Origin of the sequence: Oceanicaulis sp. UBA6590 (genome assembly GCF_002433705.1) — a bacterium.
In the GTDB taxonomy this organism is placed as follows: domain Bacteria; phylum Pseudomonadota; class Alphaproteobacteria; order Caulobacterales; family Maricaulaceae; genus Oceanicaulis.
In genome coordinates this window covers 45,151-62,866 of record NZ_DJIQ01000067.1, presented here as the reverse complement: position 1 = coordinate 62,866, position 17,716 = coordinate 45,151, and the positions used below count along the sequence as shown (strand labels likewise).

At 64.1% G+C, this 17,716-nt stretch carries 20 protein-coding genes; 11 read left to right on the top strand and 9 right to left on the bottom strand.

Annotated features, from left to right (window positions below):
* Window positions 1-104 precede the first annotated feature (104 nt).
* The gene (locus B2Z70_RS14405) at window positions 105-533 is read left to right on the top strand and encodes an endonuclease domain-containing protein (protein WP_292984216.1); all 429 of its coding nucleotides are present in this window, start codon (window positions 105-107) and stop codon (window positions 531-533) included.
* Between the two features lie 235 nt (window positions 534-768).
* Here the strand turns inward: B2Z70_RS14405 and B2Z70_RS14400 are convergent, their stop codons facing one another.
* Both B2Z70_RS14400 and B2Z70_RS14395 read right to left on the bottom strand, forming a co-directional pair.
* A complete protein-coding gene (locus B2Z70_RS14400; RefSeq protein WP_292984214.1) occupies window positions 769-2,142 on the bottom strand; it encodes a glutamate--cysteine ligase in 1,374 nt (457 codons plus the stop codon).
* A 119-nt stretch (window positions 2,143-2,261) separates the two neighbouring features.
* Window positions 2,262-3,026: a 16S rRNA (uracil(1498)-N(3))-methyltransferase gene (locus B2Z70_RS14395; RefSeq protein WP_292984212.1), complete on the bottom strand. Its 765-nt coding sequence runs from the start codon at window positions 3,024-3,026 to the stop codon at window positions 2,262-2,264.
* A 104-nt stretch (window positions 3,027-3,130) separates the two neighbouring features.
* Here B2Z70_RS14395 and B2Z70_RS14390 point away from each other — a divergent pair, with 104 nt between their 5' ends.
* Complete coding sequence (locus B2Z70_RS14390) at window positions 3,131-4,495, top strand: NAD-dependent succinate-semialdehyde dehydrogenase (protein ID WP_292984210.1); 1,365 nt, start codon at window positions 3,131-3,133, stop codon at window positions 4,493-4,495.
* A gap of 5 nt (window positions 4,496-4,500) precedes the next feature.
* Here the strand turns inward: B2Z70_RS14390 and B2Z70_RS14385 are convergent, their stop codons facing one another.
* A complete protein-coding gene (locus tag B2Z70_RS14385; RefSeq protein WP_009803178.1) occupies window positions 4,501-4,989 on the bottom strand; it encodes a hypothetical protein in 489 nt (162 codons plus the stop codon).
* An 88-nt stretch (window positions 4,990-5,077) separates the two neighbouring features.
* Between B2Z70_RS14385 and ubiA the strand changes: the two genes are divergently transcribed.
* The gene (gene ubiA / locus B2Z70_RS14380; RefSeq protein WP_292984207.1) at window positions 5,078-6,004 is read left to right on the top strand and encodes a 4-hydroxybenzoate octaprenyltransferase; all 927 of its coding nucleotides are present in this window, start codon (window positions 5,078-5,080) and stop codon (window positions 6,002-6,004) included.
* A gap of 84 nt (window positions 6,005-6,088) precedes the next feature.
* Window positions 6,089-6,631 carry a peptide-methionine (R)-S-oxide reductase MsrB gene (gene msrB, locus B2Z70_RS14375; protein ID WP_292984205.1) on the top strand — a complete coding sequence of 181 codons (543 nt, stop codon included), beginning with the start codon at window positions 6,089-6,091 and terminating at the stop codon, window positions 6,629-6,631.
* Here the strand turns inward: msrB and B2Z70_RS14370 are convergent.
* Window positions 6,628-6,993 carry a bleomycin resistance family protein gene (locus B2Z70_RS14370; RefSeq protein WP_009803175.1) on the bottom strand — a complete coding sequence of 122 codons (366 nt, stop codon included), beginning with the start codon at window positions 6,991-6,993 and terminating at the stop codon, window positions 6,628-6,630. The genes msrB and B2Z70_RS14370 overlap by 4 nt on opposite strands.
* Window positions 6,994-7,051: 58 nt before the next feature.
* Between B2Z70_RS14370 and B2Z70_RS14365 the strand changes: the two genes are divergently transcribed.
* A complete protein-coding gene (locus B2Z70_RS14365; protein ID WP_292984202.1) occupies window positions 7,052-7,732 on the top strand; it encodes a class I SAM-dependent methyltransferase in 681 nt (226 codons plus the stop codon).
* On the opposite strand, the gene B2Z70_RS14360 is transcribed toward B2Z70_RS14365, so the two are convergent.
* Window positions 7,729-8,514, bottom strand: coding sequence for a glucose 1-dehydrogenase (locus tag B2Z70_RS14360; protein WP_292984200.1), 786 nt, complete (start codon window positions 8,512-8,514; stop codon window positions 7,729-7,731). The two genes, B2Z70_RS14365 and B2Z70_RS14360, sit on opposite strands and share 4 nt — an antisense overlap.
* Window positions 8,515-8,662: 148 nt before the next feature.
* Here B2Z70_RS14360 and B2Z70_RS14355 point away from each other — a divergent pair, with 148 nt between their 5' ends.
* Entirely contained in the window at window positions 8,663-9,106 is a 444-nt protein-coding gene (locus B2Z70_RS14355; RefSeq protein WP_009803172.1) for a MarR family winged helix-turn-helix transcriptional regulator, read from the top strand.
* 1 nt (window position 9,107) lies between these two features.
* Here the strand turns inward: B2Z70_RS14355 and B2Z70_RS14350 are convergent, their stop codons facing one another.
* Window positions 9,108-10,055, bottom strand: a complete 948-nt coding sequence (locus B2Z70_RS14350; protein ID WP_292984197.1) for a type IV pili methyl-accepting chemotaxis transducer N-terminal domain-containing protein — start codon at window positions 10,053-10,055, stop codon at window positions 9,108-9,110.
* 175 nt (window positions 10,056-10,230) lie between these two features.
* On the opposite strand from B2Z70_RS14350, the gene B2Z70_RS14345 reads away from it, so the two are divergent.
* The 4 genes from B2Z70_RS14345 (at window position 10,231) to B2Z70_RS14330 (ending at window position 14,075) form a co-directional block, all read left to right on the top strand.
* Window positions 10,231-11,292: a strictosidine synthase family protein gene (locus tag B2Z70_RS14345; protein WP_292984195.1), complete on the top strand. Its 1,062-nt coding sequence runs from the start codon at window positions 10,231-10,233 to the stop codon at window positions 11,290-11,292.
* 24 nt (window positions 11,293-11,316) lie between these two features.
* Window positions 11,317-12,093 (top strand): enoyl-CoA hydratase, encoded by a 777-nt coding sequence (locus B2Z70_RS14340; protein ID WP_009803169.1) that lies wholly within the window; start codon window positions 11,317-11,319, stop codon window positions 12,091-12,093.
* Window positions 12,094-12,224: 131 nt separating this feature from the next.
* Entirely contained in the window at window positions 12,225-12,530 is a 306-nt protein-coding gene (locus B2Z70_RS14335) for a GNAT family N-acetyltransferase (RefSeq protein WP_292984192.1), read from the top strand.
* Between the two features lie 195 nt (window positions 12,531-12,725).
* Window positions 12,726-14,075, top strand: a complete 1,350-nt coding sequence (locus B2Z70_RS14330; protein ID WP_292984190.1) for a serine hydrolase domain-containing protein — start codon at window positions 12,726-12,728, stop codon at window positions 14,073-14,075.
* On the opposite strand, the gene B2Z70_RS14325 is transcribed toward B2Z70_RS14330, so the two are convergent.
* The 3 genes from B2Z70_RS14325 to B2Z70_RS14315 form a co-directional block, all read right to left on the bottom strand.
* On the bottom strand, window positions 14,068-14,322 hold the full coding sequence (locus tag B2Z70_RS14325; protein ID WP_156776269.1) for a hypothetical protein: 255 nt from the start codon (window positions 14,320-14,322) through the stop codon (window positions 14,068-14,070). The two genes, B2Z70_RS14330 and B2Z70_RS14325, sit on opposite strands and share 8 nt — an antisense overlap.
* 52 nt (window positions 14,323-14,374) lie before the next feature.
* Window positions 14,375-15,523, bottom strand: coding sequence for a PepSY-associated TM helix domain-containing protein (locus B2Z70_RS14320; protein ID WP_292984188.1), 1,149 nt, complete (start codon window positions 15,521-15,523; stop codon window positions 14,375-14,377).
* Window positions 15,524-15,587: 64 nt separating this feature from the next.
* The gene (locus B2Z70_RS14315) at window positions 15,588-15,875 is read right to left on the bottom strand and encodes a DUF2218 domain-containing protein (RefSeq protein WP_292984186.1); all 288 of its coding nucleotides are present in this window, start codon (window positions 15,873-15,875) and stop codon (window positions 15,588-15,590) included.
* Between the two features lie 180 nt (window positions 15,876-16,055).
* On the opposite strand from B2Z70_RS14315, the gene B2Z70_RS14310 reads away from it, so the two are divergent.
* Window positions 16,056-17,558, top strand: a complete 1,503-nt coding sequence (locus B2Z70_RS14310) for a UbiD family decarboxylase (protein ID WP_292984184.1) — start codon at window positions 16,056-16,058, stop codon at window positions 17,556-17,558.
* The last annotated feature ends 158 nt before the right edge of the window (window positions 17,559-17,716 follow it).

The following is a 17,716-nucleotide window of genomic DNA, read 5'->3' as shown; positions in this document are numbered from 1 at the left end:
CACGCGGGGCCGGGAGTCGCAAGGGCTTTGCGGCAGTGGGGGTATTGGCGAGAGGCGAGAAGAGCATCGTTCTGGCTGAATGAGTTTCCCGATAAGATGCGCATATGGCGTCGAAGAAACCCATAACGACAGCACGGCGTTTGCGCCGGGACATGACAGATGCCGAACGCAAGCTCTGGTCCATGCTTCGGCGAAGACCTGATGGGCTGAAGTTTCGACGCCAGCATCCGATCAGCCGCTATGTGGCCGACTTCGCCTGTCCCCAAATAGGCCTGATTATCGAGCTGGATGGCGGTCAGCATAACCTTCCGGCTCATCGGCGCCGCGACGAGCATCGTACGCGCTGTTTGGAGAACCAAGGGTGGCATGTTCTTAGGTTCTGGAATACGCAGGTTTTTGAGGCGCCCGACATGCTGGGCGATCAAATTCTGGATCTGGTGCACGCCCTGAAACAACGCCGACAGAACCCCTCTCCCCCTTGGCCAAGGGGGAGAGGCAGGGTGAGGGGGTGCGCTTCAATCTGGGAGGCCTGAACGGGATGAAACGCCGCCCACCCCTCACCTAACCTCTCCCCTCAGGGAGGGGAGAGGGATGGGGTTGGCGCTCTATGCTCAACTCATGGGTTCACCGGACAAGCCGGTGAATAACCCTCATGAATACTGAAACCCCGGACAAGCGCAGCGCTGAGCCGGGGTCTCCATCAGGATATGGCGCTTGAAGCGGAGGGAGATCCCGGATCGCTGCTCGCCCGGGAATTCAGGACACAGCTTAATACGCCGCCTCTTCGAAGATCGGTTCGACGCTTTCGTTCCAGGCGCCGTGATAGCGCTCGAGCAGGCGTTCGGCGGGGCTGACGCCCGTCTTCGCGATCTCGTCGAGATCATCGAGGAACAGCGCTTCGTTTTCGCCATGGGCGTTCAGGCGTTGACGCGCCTTGAGGCCGGAGCGGGAAATCGCGAGGGCCTGCTGGGCGATGTCCTGCAAGGTTGTGTTGCGGAACGGGGTCTTGAGCGCGGTTTTCGCCGCGCCCGCGCGCATGGCGTCGCGTTCTTCAGCCGTCCAGTCCTTGACGAGGTCCCAGGCCGCGTCGAGCGCGGTCTGATCATAGAGCAGACCCACCCAGAAGGCCGGCAGCGCGCAGAGGCGATTCCACGGGCCGCCATCGGCGCCGCGCTGTTCGAGGAAGGTCTTCAGGCGCACTTCGGGGAAGAGCGTCGACAGATGGTCTTCCCAGTCTGACAGGACCGGCAGTTCGCCCGGCAGCAGCGGCAGCTCGCCCTTCAGGAAGTCGCGGAAGCTCAGCCCCGTGGCGTCCTGGAAGACCGAATTGCGCTTGACGAAATACATCGGCGCATCGAGCGCCCAGTCCACATACTGCTCATAGCCAAAGCCTTCATCGAAGGCGAAATGCAGCATGCCGGTGCGGTTATTGTCGGTGTCGGTCCACACATGGGCGCGATAGCTGAGATAGCCGTTCGGCTTGCCGTCCGCGAAGGGCGAGTTGGCGAACAGCGCCGTGGCGATCGGCTGCAGCGCCAGCGAGACGCGCATCTTCTTGACCATGTCCGCTTCGGACGCGAAGTCGAGATTGGTCTGCACGGTGCAGGAGCGGAACATCATCTGATGGCCCAGCGTGCCCACCTTGGGCATGTAGGCCTTCATGATGTTGTAGCGGTCCTTGGGCATCATCGGGGTCTCTTCAAGAGACCATTTCGGCGAGAAGCCGAGGCCCAGAAAACCCGCGCCGACTTCATCGGCCACTTCGCGCACTTCGCGCAAATGGGTGTTCACCTCGCGGCAGGTCTCGTGAAGATTTTCCAACGGCGCGCCGGAGAGCTCGAACTGGCCGCCGGGCTCCAGCGTGATGGAGCCGCCCTCGCGCTTGAGCGCGACGGGCTTGCCGTTTTCCTCGATCGCCTGCCAGCCAAAGCGGGTCAGGCCTTCCAAGAGCTTGCGCACGCTGGGCCCCTGGCCCTCATAGGGCAGCGGGGCATGATCCTTCAGCGCAAAGCCGAACTTCTCGTGTTCGGTGCCGATACGCCATTGGTCCTTGGGTTTCTCGCCCGCGGCGATGTGGCCGATGAGCTGGGCCTTGCTTTCGATCGGGGCGCCTTCGCCCCCTGCATTATAGGTGCCGCTCATGGGTGATGGTCTCCCCGCCAGGCAAATCAGTGTGGCCGCACAGTTAGGCGCCCGTATCCCCTACGGCAAGCAGGGAAACCGGTTTTCGATCACAAGGGTGTGAGAGATTGCGTGATCGCTCACCAGTCGCCCAGCATGGATTGCCAGACGGACAAGGCGGCGGCGGCCGCTGTATCCGCGCGCAGAATGCGCGGGCCGAGGCTGACGGGCAGGACAAAAGTCTGAGCATGCAGCAGCGTGCGTTCCTCCACCGAGAACCCGCCCTCGGGGCCGACCAGCATCGCCCATTTGCCGCCGCGTTCGCCGCCTGCCAGCGCTTCAGCGATCGGGCGGGCGCGGCCATGCTCTCCGCCCCAGGGCTCGGTCTGGCTGTCCCCGCTTTCATCGGCGAACATCAAGGTGCGCGCCTCGTCCCAGCCCTTGAGCATCTGGGTCAGGCTGACCGGCTCGTGAATCACCGGCAGGTCCAGACGCTCGGTCTGTTCAGACGCTTCGCGCGTCAGAGCCTGCATTCGATCGGTGCGCACGCGCTCGGACTGGGTGCGTTGGGTGATCACCGGCGTGATCGAGGCGACGCCCAGCTCGGTCGCCTTCTCGACGATGAAATCGGTGCGCGCCTTCTTCACCGGCGCGAAATAGAGCGCCATGTCCGGCGTCGCGCTCTGGCTGCGACGCTGTTGAACGATCTGAAGGCTGGCGCGTTTTCTGTCTGCGCTCGCCACCTCGGCGCGCCACTCGCCGTCCCGGCCGTTGAACAGCCGGACGCCGTCGCCCGGTTTGCGGCGCATCACATTGACGAGATAGTGGCCCTGGTCCCGATCCAGATCCAGCACGGCGCCGGCTTCAAGCGGCGCATCGATGTAAAGACGCGGTTCGACACTCATGAATTGCGTTCTAGCTGGACGGCGCCCACGTTCAAGCTTTCAAATGTCGCTGCATGCCAGCCGACGCTCGCACCTGTAACCGCCACGGCCAAAGGAGCCCCGCCATGAAGTCCATCAATCCCTATTCCGGCGACACTGTTTTTGAAGCGGAGACGCATGGACAGGCCGCCATCGAGGCGGCGCTGACTCGCGCGGTCAGCGCGGTGAAAAAGCTCAAGGCCATGGGGATGGACGCAAGGCTCGACGCCTTGCGCAAGGCGGCGGACGTGCTCGATGACCAGCGCGACGAAATCGCCGAGTTGATGACGCGCGAAATGGGCAAGCCGATCAAGCAGGCGAAGGCGGAAGTCGAGAAATGCGCCTGGGTGTGCCGCTATTATGCGGACGAAGCGCCGGACATGCTCAAGCCCACGCCCATCGACGCGCCGGAGAAGGGCGAGTGCAGCCTCTATCACCTGCCGATCGGGCCGGTGTTTGCGGTGATGCCGTGGAACTTCCCCTTCTGGCAGGTCTTCCGCTTTGCCGCTCCCAATCTCGCCGTGGGCAATCCGGGCCTTCTCAAGCACGCCTCCGCCGTGCCGGGCAGCGCGCTCAAGATCGCCGAAGTGCTGGAAAAGGCCGGCTTCCCGGAAGGCGCCTTCCAGACCCTGCTGATCGGTTCGGAGAAGACCGAAACCATCATCACCGATGATCGCATTCGCGGCGTCACCCTCACAGGCTCTGAAGGCGCGGGCTCCGCCGTGGCCTCCCTCGCGGGCAAGGCGATCAAGCCGTCCGTGATGGAGTTGGGCGGCTCTGACGCCTTCATCGTCATGCCCAGCGCGGATATCGACAAGGCGGTGGAGACCGCGGTCACGGCGCGCACCCAGAACAATGGCCAGTCCTGCATCGCCGCCAAGCGCTTCATCATCCACCAGGACGCCTATGACGAATTCACCGCCAAGTTCGTCCATTCGATGAAAGAGCTGCGCGTCGGCGATCCGATGGACGAGAGCACCGATATCGGCCCGCTTTCCAGCAAGGACGCCGCGGACGAGGTCTATGAGCTGGTGGAAGAGACCATTCGCGGCGGCGCCACGGTGCTGTTCGAGCCCCAGCGCAAGGATCACGCCTTCCTGACGCCGGGTGTTCTGGCGGACATTCCGCGCGGCACGCCGGGCCATGACTCTGAAATCTTCGCGCCGGTCGCCCTAATGTTCAAGGCCGAGGATGTGGATCACGCCATCGCGATCGCGAACAACCACCCCTATGGCCTCGGCTCGTCCTTCTGGTCCAGGGACAAGGCCGAGATCGAGACCGCCTGCACCGATCTCGACGCCGGCTCCACCTATGTGAACCAGATGGTGGCGTCCGATCCGCGCCTGCCCTTTGGCGGGGTGAAGAAGTCGGGCTATGGCCGCGAACTGGCGCGCGAGGGCCTGCTGGCCTTCACCAATCCCAAGACCATCGCCGTCACCGGGTTGGACTGAGCCGCCTAGGAAATCACGGAGTCGCAACCGGGAGGCGGATCGCTTTCCGCCCGCTCCAGGATTTGCAGATCAGAAGCGGATTCCAGAACGAGATGGGTCTGGAAGTAATGACCGTTCTGGACGCCGTCGCGATACACATTGATCCAGACCTGCATGACGGGGCCGCGCACACGAATGCGTTGGCCCCGCAGCGCGTCGACCGGGTCCTCCCCCAGCCTGCCGGCCAGGGCGATGCGCACCATCGGATCGATACGCACATTCAGGGAGCGCCGGTCGCGATAGTCGGCGAACGAGTTGAGAAAGCCGCGATCGCCATCCGAGCCGCTGCCGCAGACATCCATCCAGATCCAGCCCATCTCCAGTACGGCGTCGGGATTGGCGATGGATTGCTCCACGGCCTGGTCGGCATGGATCAGGCCTGAAGCGGATTGCGCATGACCCGGCGCCGTGATCAGACCGAGGCAGAGCGCGGCCAAGAGATGCAAGTGCTTCATTGTGCGGACTCCCGTCATCCTCTGCGCCATGGCATAGACGGAGCGTGTGACAGTTTTTTCCTCGCTCTGGTTGCAGGCTACACCCCTCATGACCATCGCTCCTGATCGCCGCGTCGCTGATTCCGTGCCCACCTCCTGGGTGGACCGGGCGCCGACCGCCATCCGCCCCTATCTGCGGCTGGCGCGCTATGACCGGCCTGTCGGGTTCTGGCTGCTGGCGATTCCGTGCTGGCAGGGCCTGGCGCTCGCCAGCGTCAGCACCGGGCTCGACTGGATGGATCTGTACTGGGCGATCCTGTTCGGGATCGGCGCGATTGCGATGCGCGGGGCGGGCTGCACCTATAACGACATTGTCGACCGCGATATCGACGCCCAGGTCGCCCGCACCGCCGACCGGCCGCTGGCGGCGGGCACGGTGAGTCTGAAGCAGGCCTGGGCCTTCCTCGTGGCGCAATGCCTGGTCGGCCTTCTGGTTCTGATCCAGCTGCCCTGGCCGGCGATCCTCACCGGGCTGGGCGCGCTGGCGCTGGTGGCGGGCTATCCCTTCATGAAGCGCATCACCTGGTGGCCGCAGGCCTGGCTGGGCCTGACCTTCAACTGGGGCGTTCCGGTGGCGGGCGCCGCGGCGCTCGGCACGCCGTTCGCGCCGGAAATCATGCTTTTATATGTCGCCAACCTGTTCTGGACCCTGGGCTATGACACGATCTACGCCTGCCAGGACATGGAGGATGACGCCATGGTGGGGGTGAAATCCTCCGCCCGCGCCCTCGGGGGAAACATCCCCCTCGGCGTTCTGGTCTTCTATCTTGCGTGCGCGGCGCTCGCGGCGCTGGCCGGGGTCTTCGCGGGGGCCGGCCTGATGTTCGCGCCCGCCTTCGCCATCTTCGCGGCGCATCTGCTGTTGCAAGCGCGCAAGCTCGACCCGTCAGACGGCGCTGAATGCCTGCGCCGGTTCAAGGCGAACCAGATCACGGGCCTGCTTCTGACCGGCGCCTTCCTTCTGGGCGCGCTCTAGGCTCACGCGCCTCTCACCAGCATGTGACTGGCCAAAACCGGTCTGCGCCATAACTCTTGAGGCAGCACCAAGAGGAGTCCCGTCATGATCGCGCTCAGCCGCCGCCTGTTTCTCGCCACCGGCCTTGCCGCCTTTGCGAGCCCGGCTTTCGGGCAAAGCGATATCGACGGTCTCGAGGTTGAGCTTTTCGACCATCCCGGCATCACCCCCTGGGGCGAAGAGGATGTGGACTTCCGGAGCCTGAGCAATGCGGAATGGCGCGACCGGCTGAACGGCGAACAATTCCGCGTGCTGCGCCAGGAAGGCACCGAGCGGGCCGGGACGAGCCCGCTCAATCGCGAGCATCGCGACGGCATCTTCGTGTGCGCGGGTTGCGCCCTGCCGCTGTTCTCGTCCGAGGCCAAGTATGAGAGCGGCACCGGCTGGCCGAGCTTCTGGAGCCCGATCCGCGGCGCAGTCGCCACCAAGCCCGATTACCGCATCTGGACGCCGCGCACCGAATATCATTGCGCGCGCTGCGAAGGCCATCAGGGCCATGTGTTTGACGACGGCCCCCGCCCCACGCGCCAGCGCTGGTGCAATAACGGCGTCGCGCTGAGCTTTGTGCCGCGTTCGGACGCGCTTTAGACCGGCTGACCCAGCATGAAGCGGTGGCCGTCCGGGCTCTCGACGGCCATTTCCCGCAGACCCCAGGGTTGATCTGCTGGTCCTGAGCGGATGGTCGCGCCTTTAACGCGCAAATGCTCCGCCAGGGCGTCGATATCCGTCACATGGAAGAAGGCGAAATAGCTGTGATCGCCCAGCGCATGGGCGGGCAGTGCGTCAGGACATTCGCCCAAACGCAATCGCGCGCCGCCCAGCGCCATGAACACCCAGCCGGGCGTTTCAAACACCGTCTGAAACCCCATGGCCTCCCGCCACCAGCGTACGGACCGTGCGAGGTCCGGCACAGCCAGAACATGTTCGGTCTGCTCAATCATTGAGGTCATGGCCTTCCTCCCGTTTCCAGACTAGCGAGGCGCACGCCGATCCGGTAGTCAGCGCGCAATGACCGCCCTTTCGCCCGACCTTGTCCTCCGCGACCACACCCGCATCGGGTCCGCCCCGCTGACGCCGGAACTGCGCTTTCATCTTGCCGATCCGCAGAGCGATCTGTGGCGGCAAGAGGAAGAGGCGCTGATTGCGCAGGGCCTGCCCTCGCCCTTCTGGGCCTTCGCCTGGGGCGGCGGGCAGGCGCTGGCGCGGCTGGTGCTGGACCAGCCGGAGCGGGTCAAGGACAAGCGCGTTCTGGACTTCGCTTGCGGCTGCGGCGTCGCCGGGATCGCGGCGGCGAAAGCGGGCGCGGACCTTGTGACCGGAACCGAGATCGACGCCTTCGCTGTGCACGCCGCCCGCGCCAACGCCCGGCTCAATGACGTTCCCATGCAGGTGCTGCACGCCGATCTTGTCGGGTGCGATGACGGCTGGGATGTGGTGCTGGCGGGGGATGTCTTCTACGAAACCGAAGCGGGGGCCGCGATCACGGACTGGCTGGAAAGCCTGCATGACCGCGGCGCGCTGGTGCTGATCGGCGATCCGGGCCGCGCCTATCTGCCCAAGGACAAGCTCAGCATCATGACCCGGTTCGAGGCGCCCAGAGCGGGCGATCTTGAGGATCAGGATGTGGGCGCGGCGCGGGTCTGGCGCTTCAGCGCTCCATCCCGCGGCCTGCCCGAGCTGGAGGATTAGCGCAGATTGGCGTAACCGCCATCAAGCGCGATGATCTGCCCTGTTACATAGTCGGACGCCGGCGAGGCGAGAAACGCCGACAGCCCGATCATGTCGTCCGGCGTCCCGATCCGGCCGAGCGGAATATTGGCGGCGACGGCGTCCCGGCCTTCCTGCTGACTCAGCACAAAGGCGGTCATCTTGCTTTCGAACGGACCCGGCGCGATGGCGTTCACCGTGATCTGATCGCGCGCCAGACGCCGCGCCATCACCTTGGTGAGGTGATGCACCGCCGCCTTGCTGGCCGGATAGGCGTAGCTGTCCTCCATCATCGGCACGGCGAGCCCTTCGATCGAGCCGATATTGATGATCCGGCCGCGGCCCGACGCCTTCGCGCCCGCCTGCAATTGCGGCAGCAGCTTTTGCGTCAGGAAGAAGATGGATTTGACATTGAGATCCATCACCCGGTCCCAGCCGTCCTCGGGAAACTCTTCCAGCGCCGCGCCCCAGGTCGCCCCCGCATTGTTGACGAGGATGTCGATGGCGTCAGTCTGATCCGCCAGCCAGTCCGCAAACGCCTGGGCGCCTTCATGGGTGGAAAGATCGGACGGAATGGCGTGCACCTCGCCAAACTCGGACAGGCGCTCCTGCGCGGCCTTCACCGCATCGGGCTTGCGCGAGGTGATAAAGACCCGCGCGCCCTGCTTGAGGAGCCCCGTGGCGATCATTTCGCCAATGCCGCGCGTACCGCCGGTGACAATCGCGGTCTTGCCGGTGAGGTCAAAGAGAGTGGAAACAGACATGGCTCGCCTCGTTATTTGGTAAGCGCTTAAGCAACCAGCAATCGGGCCGTCTGGAAAGGGGTAATGCAGGAAAACTCTCAGACTTCAGCGTCCATCCGGGCTGCGCATAGTCTTTCACACACGAATGAATCGCGGCAGGTTCCATCCCATGGCACGCGTTCGCGCCGTTGACCGGCGACTCTTCCTCCTGATCGAAATCGTGGCCCGGCGCCTCAGCCGGGAAGCCGATGCGCGCCTGCGCGCGGAAGCCAATGTCACCGCCAGCCAGTCCGCCGTTCTGTTCCTGCTGCTGCGCCGGGGCGAGCGACGCCTGGGATCCATCGGCGAGGTTCTGGCGCTTGGCGCGCCCGCGGTCACGGGTCTGATCAATCGGATGGAGACCGCCGGCCTTGTGATCAAGCGCAAGGATTCTTCAGACAAGCGCGGCGCGCTGGTGGATCTGACAGAAGCCGGGCGCCGTGCGGCTGAACGCGCCGACCAGGTGCTGCGCGGCTTCAACGCAGAGCTCGATGAAAAGCTGGGCGAGACAGACGCCGCGATCGTCTACGACGCGCTGACCCGGCTCGCCACCGACAGCGACACTGACGCCTGATCTAAAGAACTGCTTCGTCCGGGGCGGGCCGCTCGGCCCGGGCCTGACCCGGCTCATGGGACAGCGCTTCATAGGAGCGGGTCAGGCTCAACGCCCGCTTGGCGGCGAACATCACCGCATCACGGGCCTCACGCACCAGCTCCGGCGTTGTCTCGGGGTCGGCCCGCGCAGCCAGTTCCAGCTTTTCCTCGGCCTCGGCGAGCGGCTTGAAGAAGGTCGCCTTCATCTGGGCGAGGAAGCGGCTCCTGGAGGCCAGCGTCTCGGTCTGGAACTGCAAGGCGTCTTCGGCGATCTGACGGGTCTCCTGCTCCTGGCTCATGGCCGCCAGGGTCTTCTGCAACAGAGGCCGGAAGATGAAGGCCGCTTCCGCCGCCAGAATGACCAGGATCAGCAGGAGCTGTATCACCTGGATCCGACTGATCCGGTTGAGCCCCTGCTCGGCATGCTGTTCGAACAGCCCGACAGCGCGGTGCAGTTTCACGAACAGATCACCCAGCGCCAGATCTTCCATTCGCTGTCGGTCCTGAAGCGTCGCCGGCGTTTCCAGCGAGGCGCGCGCTATGGACACATACTCAGAGATCAGGGCGGTGATGCCGTCCCCCGAGGCGCCGAACAAGGCCATCAGCTCTTCGCGCACAGCGCCGGGCGGGAAGCTCTCGGCCCGCCCCTGCAACAGCCTGTTGGCCTGCTCGAGTTCATCCGCCGTCGAGCGGATCAGCGCGCTGTTCTGAGCCTTTGCGCGCTCCCCGCTCTGGATTTCCACCAGCGCCAGAAGCCGCTGGCTCAGCATGCGTTGCTTGCCGCTGACATTGACGATCTCGGCCGAGCCGCGCTCATGGTCAATCGCCCGGAGAGTCGCCAGATGGGACAGGACCGAGACCAGCACAATCAGCCCGATCGCGATGACATAACTGACGATGTAGCGACGTTTCAGCTGCGGCAGTGTCATGGCCCCTCTTCCTCGCGGCGCGCATCGGGATAGTTCAACGCCACCTTTGGGTGCGCTGAACTAAGATTGTATGAAAGATGAAAGCCGCCTCCTCGTGCGCCTGGCGCGTGATTGCTGGACGATGTCCCCGTCTGATCCTAATCTGACCGGACAAAGATTTGGGGGAGAACGGGTCATGATCCGTGTCATACTGGGCGTTCTGGGGATCGCACTCGTCCTGGTCTGCGTCCGCATCGGCTATGTGGTGACGCGCGCAAGCGGGACGCTGAGCCATCCGGAGTACACCGATAACGCCGCCTGCAGTCCGGTCGAGGTCGCGCCGGGCACCGAGGATGTGACCTATGATCCGGTGACGGAACTGGTCTTCGTCTCCACCGCCGAGCGCCGGACGGGCGAGATGCATCCGAGCAATGGCATCTATGTGTTTGCTCCCGAAACGCCCGACAGCGTGCGGCTGGTCTCCATAGACGCCCCCGCCGATTTCCGCCCCCATGGGATCAGCCTGTGGCGCGGCGCGGATGAAGACGGTGAGGATATCGGACGCCTGTTCGTCATCAGCCATCCCTATTCGGGCCATCAGGTGCTGATCTATGACGTGGGCGAGGATGGCGCGCTGTCGCATCTGGAAACCGTCAGCTATGAGGCGCTGCGCTCGCCCAACGATATCGTGGGCGTCGGGCCGAACCGGTTCTACGCCACCAATGACGTCTATTTCGGTGATACGCCCATGGGCTATCTCGAGGCCTTCCTGGCCCTGCCGCTGGGCTCGATCAGCTATTATGACGGTCAGGAGGGCCGCATCGTCGCCGATGGCCTCGCCTACGCCAACGGGATCAACATCAGCGCCGACGGGTCAGAGCTGTACGCCTCCGCCTTTATCGGCCGCGCCCTGCATGTCTTTAACCGGGACGCCGCCACGGGCGATCTGACCCGCACCGCCCGTCACCCGGTTCCACTGGGCCTTGATAATATCGAGATCGGCACGGACGGCGCGCTGTACATTGCTGGCAATGTGAACGTCTTTGAGTTCCTGGCACACCAGAACGACCCCGAGGCCCATGCGCCCTCCCAGGCAGTCCGAGTCGAACCGGACAGCGGGGACTGGACCACGGTCTTCGCCGATAGCGGCGAGGCGATCGATTCCACCTCGGTGGCGACGCGGGTGGGAGATCAGCTCCTACTGGGCGCGGTGTTTGATTCCCATGTTCTGGTCTGCCCCTATTCAGCAGGCCCATAGATTCTCTGCCCCAAGGACAGCGAAATGACTGATCTGATTTCGGTGAGCGACGCGAACGGCGTGCGCACCCTGCGCTTCAATCGTCTCGAGAAGAAGAACGCCATCACCCGCGCCATGTACGCCGCCCTGGCGGACGGGCTGGAAGAGGCCAATACGCGCGCCGATATCCGCGTCGTGATCATCGCAGGCGGCGAAGGCTGCTTCTCGGCGGGCAATGACATGATGGACTTCATGGAGGCGCCGCCTCATATCGGCGGCGGCGAAACCCCGGCCGTCGAGCGCTTCATGATCGCGCTGATGGGCTGCGAGAAGCCCGTTATCGCCGCGGTGGACGGTCTGGCCGTCGGCATCGGCACGACGCTCCTGCTCCATTGCGATCTCGTCTACGCGACGAACCGCGCCCTGTTCACCACTCCTTTCGTCAATCTGGCGCTGGCTCCCGAATTCGGCTCCTCCCAGATCCTGCCGGGCATTGTCGGTCGCGCGGTCGCGAGCGAGATGCTGTTGCTGGGCGCCAAATGGGATGCGAAGAAGGCTGAAGCCAAGAACCTGATCAATGCGGTCCTGCCTCCGGACGGGTTTGAAGCGGCCGTTCAGGAGATCGCCCAGCAGATCGCCCAGCTGGCGCCGGGCGCGGTGAAGACCGCCAAGATGCTGATCAACCTGCCGCCCGAGGACATCAAGGAGCGCATCGTGCGCGAGGGCGGCCTGTTCGCCGAGCAATTGCGGACGGACGAGTTCAAGGAGGCGGCCACCGCCTTCATGGAACGGCGAGCGCCGGACTTCTCCAAATTCGGATAGCCTGGAACGGGCTCCGGACTCTCCGGGGCCCGCTCTATCTGTGAGGCTGGAAAACCATAGTTTCCAGACCTGACAAAGACGGCGCTCCTGTCTGGATTTATGATGCTTTCATCAGAGGACAGGAGGCCGACATGGCTGAATTCACGATTACGGAAGAGCGTTCGGACAGCAAGGGCCGCTATATCGCCAGCGCCCCCGGCAAGCCCGATGCGGAGATGACCTTCTCCATCGCCAGCGCGTCCATGATCATCATTGATCATACCGGCGTCCCCGATGAATGGCGCGGTCAGGGCGTGGGCAAGGCGCTGGTCCAGCGCGCAGTGGAGGATGCCCGCAAACGCGGCGTCCAGATCGTGCCGCTGTGTCCTTTCGCCAAGGCGCAGATCGCCAAGACACCCGAATGGCAGGACGTGCTCAAGCCGGCGGCCGAGCGCTGACACATAGAAAATAGGGCGGGCTTGTCAGCCCGCCCTTCGCCAGTTTTGCGCTCACAGGGGAGATTATGCTCTCAGACTAGGCGCAATCTGTTTAAATTTAGTAAGTGAACTGCTTCAGCGAATACGTTTTACCTTATCGCCCTTGACCGCGGCCCTTCACGGGCGAAACCTCCTGCAAAACCGGGGAGGAAAATCATGCGTCGTTTGTTCTGGGTGATCGCCGTCATCGCGGCCCTTGTGCTGGGCGGCTGGATCTATCTGAGCCAGTCCGTGACCGGCCGAATCTATCTGCCATCCGGGACCGGCATCACCGCCAAGCAGACCTGTTCGCTGACCTTCGTGTCCGGTCTGGACCCCGATCGCGCCCAGGCGCTCTACATCACCCCGCTTCTGGGCGGCGCCAATGCGCTGATCTCTGTCGACATTGACCGCGAGAACCGGCGCGTGACCAGCGCGGTCCTGGGCGGGCTCTACAAGCAGACCGCCGTCTATCGCGACGGCCTCGGCTGCACGCTGGTGCATGACTTTGATGAGTTCGACGCCAGTCTCAGCCTGCCCATCACGGATGGGCCGGATCCGATGACGCTGGATGCGGACTGGCGCGATGCGAACTTTGACGTCGACGCCCTCAACGCCGCGCTCGATGACGTCTTCACCGAGGACGGCCGCAACACCCTCGCCGCCCTCGTGATCCATGACGGCCATCTGGTGGCCGAGCGCTATGCCGAGGGTGTGGACGAGACGACGCCCTTGCATGGCTGGTCCATGACCAAGTCCACCGCAGCCACTTTCGCGGGCGTCCTGGTGCAGCGCGGCCTGATCGATATCAGCGCGCCCGGTCAGGTACCGGCGCTCGTCGAGGCCGGACGCCCGGAGATCACCATTGACGACCTTCTGCGCATGAGCGGCGGACTTGATGGCTTCGAGGTCAATGACGGCACCGATCCGAATTCGGAGATGCTGTTCACCCAGACCGACATGGCGACTTATGCCGCCAACCGGAACGTCCTCCATGCGCCGGGCGAGCACTGGGACTATCAGAGCGGCAACACCGTGCTCGCCGGTTCCGCCATGGAAACGGTGATGGGCGACACCATCGTCGAGGAAATCGCAACGCTGCGCGAGTGGCTGTTCACCCCGCTGGGCATGAACCATGCGGTGTTCGAGCCGGACCAGTCCGGCACCCTGCAATGGTCGAGCTACATGTACGCCAGCGCCCGGGACTGGGCGCGCATGGGCGAGCTCTATCTCAATGAGGGCCGCATCGGGGATGAACAGATCATTCCGCCCAACTGGCTGACCTATGTCTCGACGCCGACCGTCACCTCCGATGATCAGTACGGCGCCGGCTTCTGGCTGAACATTCCCGGCCTGCCGTCGGACACGGTGGTGATGCGCGGCTTCCAGCAGCAATGGACCTTCGTGATCCCGTCCGAGGACCTGATCGTCCTGCGCATGGGCGCGACGCTGGGCAGCGATGGCGGCGCGCCGGACTTCGCCCGCGCCGTCCTGGCGGCCAGGCAGGCGCCGTCAGCCGCTAATTGATCTCGGTGCGTTGCAGGATGCGGTCGAACGGGTGCGGGGTCACCCGTTCGGCCTTTGTCATGAGGTCATTGAAGCCGGGATGGTCCTGACGCTTGCCGCGCACCCATTCGCGCGCGCTGTCGGAATTGGACAGGACAAGCGCCATCCCGATCGCAATCAGAACGAGCCCGAAGGGCAAGGGCGTCCAGAATAACGGGACGCCCACGGCGATGAGCAGGAAGCCCAGTGTTTGATATACGAACCTCATGCCCATCCAATGCGCGGGGGCGTGAAAGGTTGCACCTCTCTTAACCCCGTGATCAGCCGGGAGCGCGCTGGCGGCGACGTTTCTGATACAGCGTCCAGAGACGCGAGCTGCCCAGACACAATCCGGTATAGACCAGCAGCACCGCAACGGCGGAGGCGAGCCCGGCAATGGTCTGTCCGATCAGGCCGAACACCTCACCCGTGTGCAGGAAGCGGATGAATATCCGCGCCTTGCGCGCCAGCGGCATCTCTGCACGCGGATCGATGGGGGAGACGCTGCCGCCGTCCCGCGCAATCTCAAAGCTATGGATCGAACCCGGTTCGACGCCATTGCCTGAATCGATCGCGATGAGGGTGGTGACGGCGTCCGGCGCCGGCAAGGTGATCTGCACCCGGCGGCCTTCACGTCCGGTCTGCGATTGCGCCGCGCCGACCAGAGCATCCAGCGACACGACATCGCCCCGAAGACGCGCGGGTTCAGCATTGACGAGCTCGACCTGCTGACCGCCACTCTGGCCTTGCGCGCCGCCAAAGACCCAGCTCACGACGTCACCCGCCCAGCGATAGGAGAACACTGCCCCTGTCAGGGTGATCGCGACCAGCGGAAGGGCGAACCACAGGCCCAGCGCATGGTGCCAGTTGAAATGGCGCGCCTTGGCGTTGGGATGGCGCGCGAGCAGCGTCAGGCGGGGTTTGAGGAAAGCCGCGCGCCAGAGTTTCGGCAGCCACAGATAAAGCCCGGTCAGGCACAACAGCGCGAACAGCAGGTTCGACACGCCATTGATCTGGGCGCCCACCTCATTGCGGCCGCCCGTAAAGGCCAGCCAGCGATGGATGTACATCACCCGGCGGAAGAAGGCGCGCGTCCCCTCGCCCGCTTCCTCAAGACGCTCGCCAGTATAGGGGTTGAGCAGGAAACTGTTGCGACGCCCGGCGGAGACGCTCACTGCGCCCTCACGACCGTTCGGAACCGTCATCACATGCCCCGGCGCGCCGCCCGCCTCGATCGCGGCGTCCGCCAGCGCCTGATAGCTCAGCGGTTCGGCGTCCGCGGGCGCGCTGATGGCGCTGTTCTGCGCCATGCGGATTATCTGGCGCTCATAGGTGAGCAGGACGCCGGTGACCGACATCAGGAGAATGAAGACGCCCAGCGTCATGCCCACGCTCAGGTGGAGCCAGAAGATGATGTCACGGATTTTCATAAGGTCCCCCGGGTATGGCGATAGCTCTGTTACGCCCCTCGCCGCCCTTGTCAGTCGTGGTGCGTCAGTCCGCCGCGCGCCAGCTGTAATCCAGCGGCGCTTCCTTGTGCGCGAAGCGGTCGACATGCTCCTCGACGATTTGTTTGAATCTATCGATATCCGCCCCCTCAAGCGGGTGGAGCGTGATTATCAGCTGATCGGTCTCCGCTTTCAGCGCGACCTTGCCAAGCGGCAGGGCAATCTCGCCCGCTTCCGGCGTGAAGCTCACCTCGAATTTGTGGCTCCAGTGCTTGCACAGCTGCTGAAGATAGCGGCTGGCGTTCGCGGTAGAGGGCGTTGCGATAAGCGTCATGGTCTGTCTCTTCCGGCGGGCCGGATGCCCGCTTCAAATGGCTGTTGATATTCGCTCCGCTTATAAGAATGATTTGCAATTGCGCAAGTCATCTCTCATGACCCGTCGCCCAACGCAGCTTCGCGCTTGGCCCGCCTGCCGGGCGGGCCTAGTTTGCTCTCCATCTGACAGGAGGGCCGGATGGCGTACAAATCTCTGCGCGACTTCATCGCTTTGCTGGAATCCGAAGGCGAGCTCAAGCGCGTCTCCCGTCCGGTCTCCACGCATCTTGAGATGACCGAGATCCAGACCCGACTGCTGAACACCGGCGGTCCGGCGGTCCTGTTCGAGAACCCGGTTCATGAGGATGGCCGCCCCGCCGAAATGCCGGCGCTCGCGAACCTCTTTGGCACGGTGGACCGCGTCGCCCGCGCCGTGACCCTGGGCGGCGAGCCGCGAAAATCCGCCTCCGACCTGCGCGAAGTGGGCGAACTTCTGGCCTTCCTGCGCCAGCCCGAACCGCCGCGCGGCCTGAAGGACGCGCTCGGCATGCTGCCGCTGGCGAAAACCGTGATGAGCATGCGCCCCACGACCGTGCGAAAGGCGCCGTGTCAGGAAGTGGTGCTGCAGGGCGATGACATTGATCTTGATCGCCTGCCGATCCAGGGCTGCTGGCCGGGCGAGCCCGCCCCGCTCATCACCTGGCCGCTTGTGGTGACCAAGGGCCCGTCAGACGACAAGCAGGACGACTTCAATCTGGGCATCTACCGCATGCAGAAGCTGGGCAAGGACCGTGCGATCATGCGCTGGCTCAAGCATCGCGGCGGCGCCCAGCATTATCAGCGCTGGAAGAACGAGAAGCCCGATCCCCTGCCCGTCGCCTGCGTTCTGGGCGCCGATCCCGGCACCATCCTGGCCGCCGTCACCCCGGTGCCCGACACGTTGAGCGAATACCAGTTCGCGGGCCTCTTACGTGGTCAGAAAGCCGAGCTGGTCGATTGCAAGACCGTGCCCTTGAAAGTGCCCGCCGAGGCCGAGATCGTGCTCGAAGGCCATGTCATGCTGGACGAGTACGAGGATGAAGGCCCGTACGGCGATCACACCGGCTATTACAATTCGGTCGAGAAATTCCCGGTCTTCAGAATCAGCGCCATCACCATGCGCAAGGACCCGATCTACCTGACCACCTTCACCGGCCGTCCGCCGGATGAGCCGTCGGTGCTGGGCGAGGCGCTGAACGAAGTGTTCATTCCGCTGGTGCGCCAGCAATTCCCCGAGATCGTCGACTTCTGGCTGCCGCCCGAAGGCTGCAGCTATCGCATCGCCGTCATCTCGATGAAGAAGGCGTATGCCGGCCACGCCAAGCGCGTGATGATGGGCGCTTGGTCCTATCTGCGCCAGTTCATGTACACCAAATGGGTGATCGTCGTGGATGACGACATCAATGCGCGCGACTGGAAGGATGTGATGTGGGCGATTTCCACCCGCATGGACCCGGCGCGTGACATCACGCCCATCGAGAACACGCCCATCGACTATCTCGACTTCGCCTCGCCGGTGTCGGGCCTCGGCTCCAAGATCGGCATGGACGCCACGAACAAGTGGCCCGGCGAAACCAACCGCGAATGGGGCGAGAAGCTCTACATGGAGCAGGATGTGATCGACCGGGTGGACGCGATGTGGAGCGAGCTGGGGCTGGACTAGCCCCGCACTCGCTCCTGATCGCCAGCCCTTAATCCTGATCATCCTTTCGGCGCGACAGGCTGACGCCGCCCCCGCCGATGACGAGGATGAACAGGCAGATCGCCCACCACCAGTCATTCCAGAACTCAAGCATCAATCTTCCTTTCAGACAGGACAGG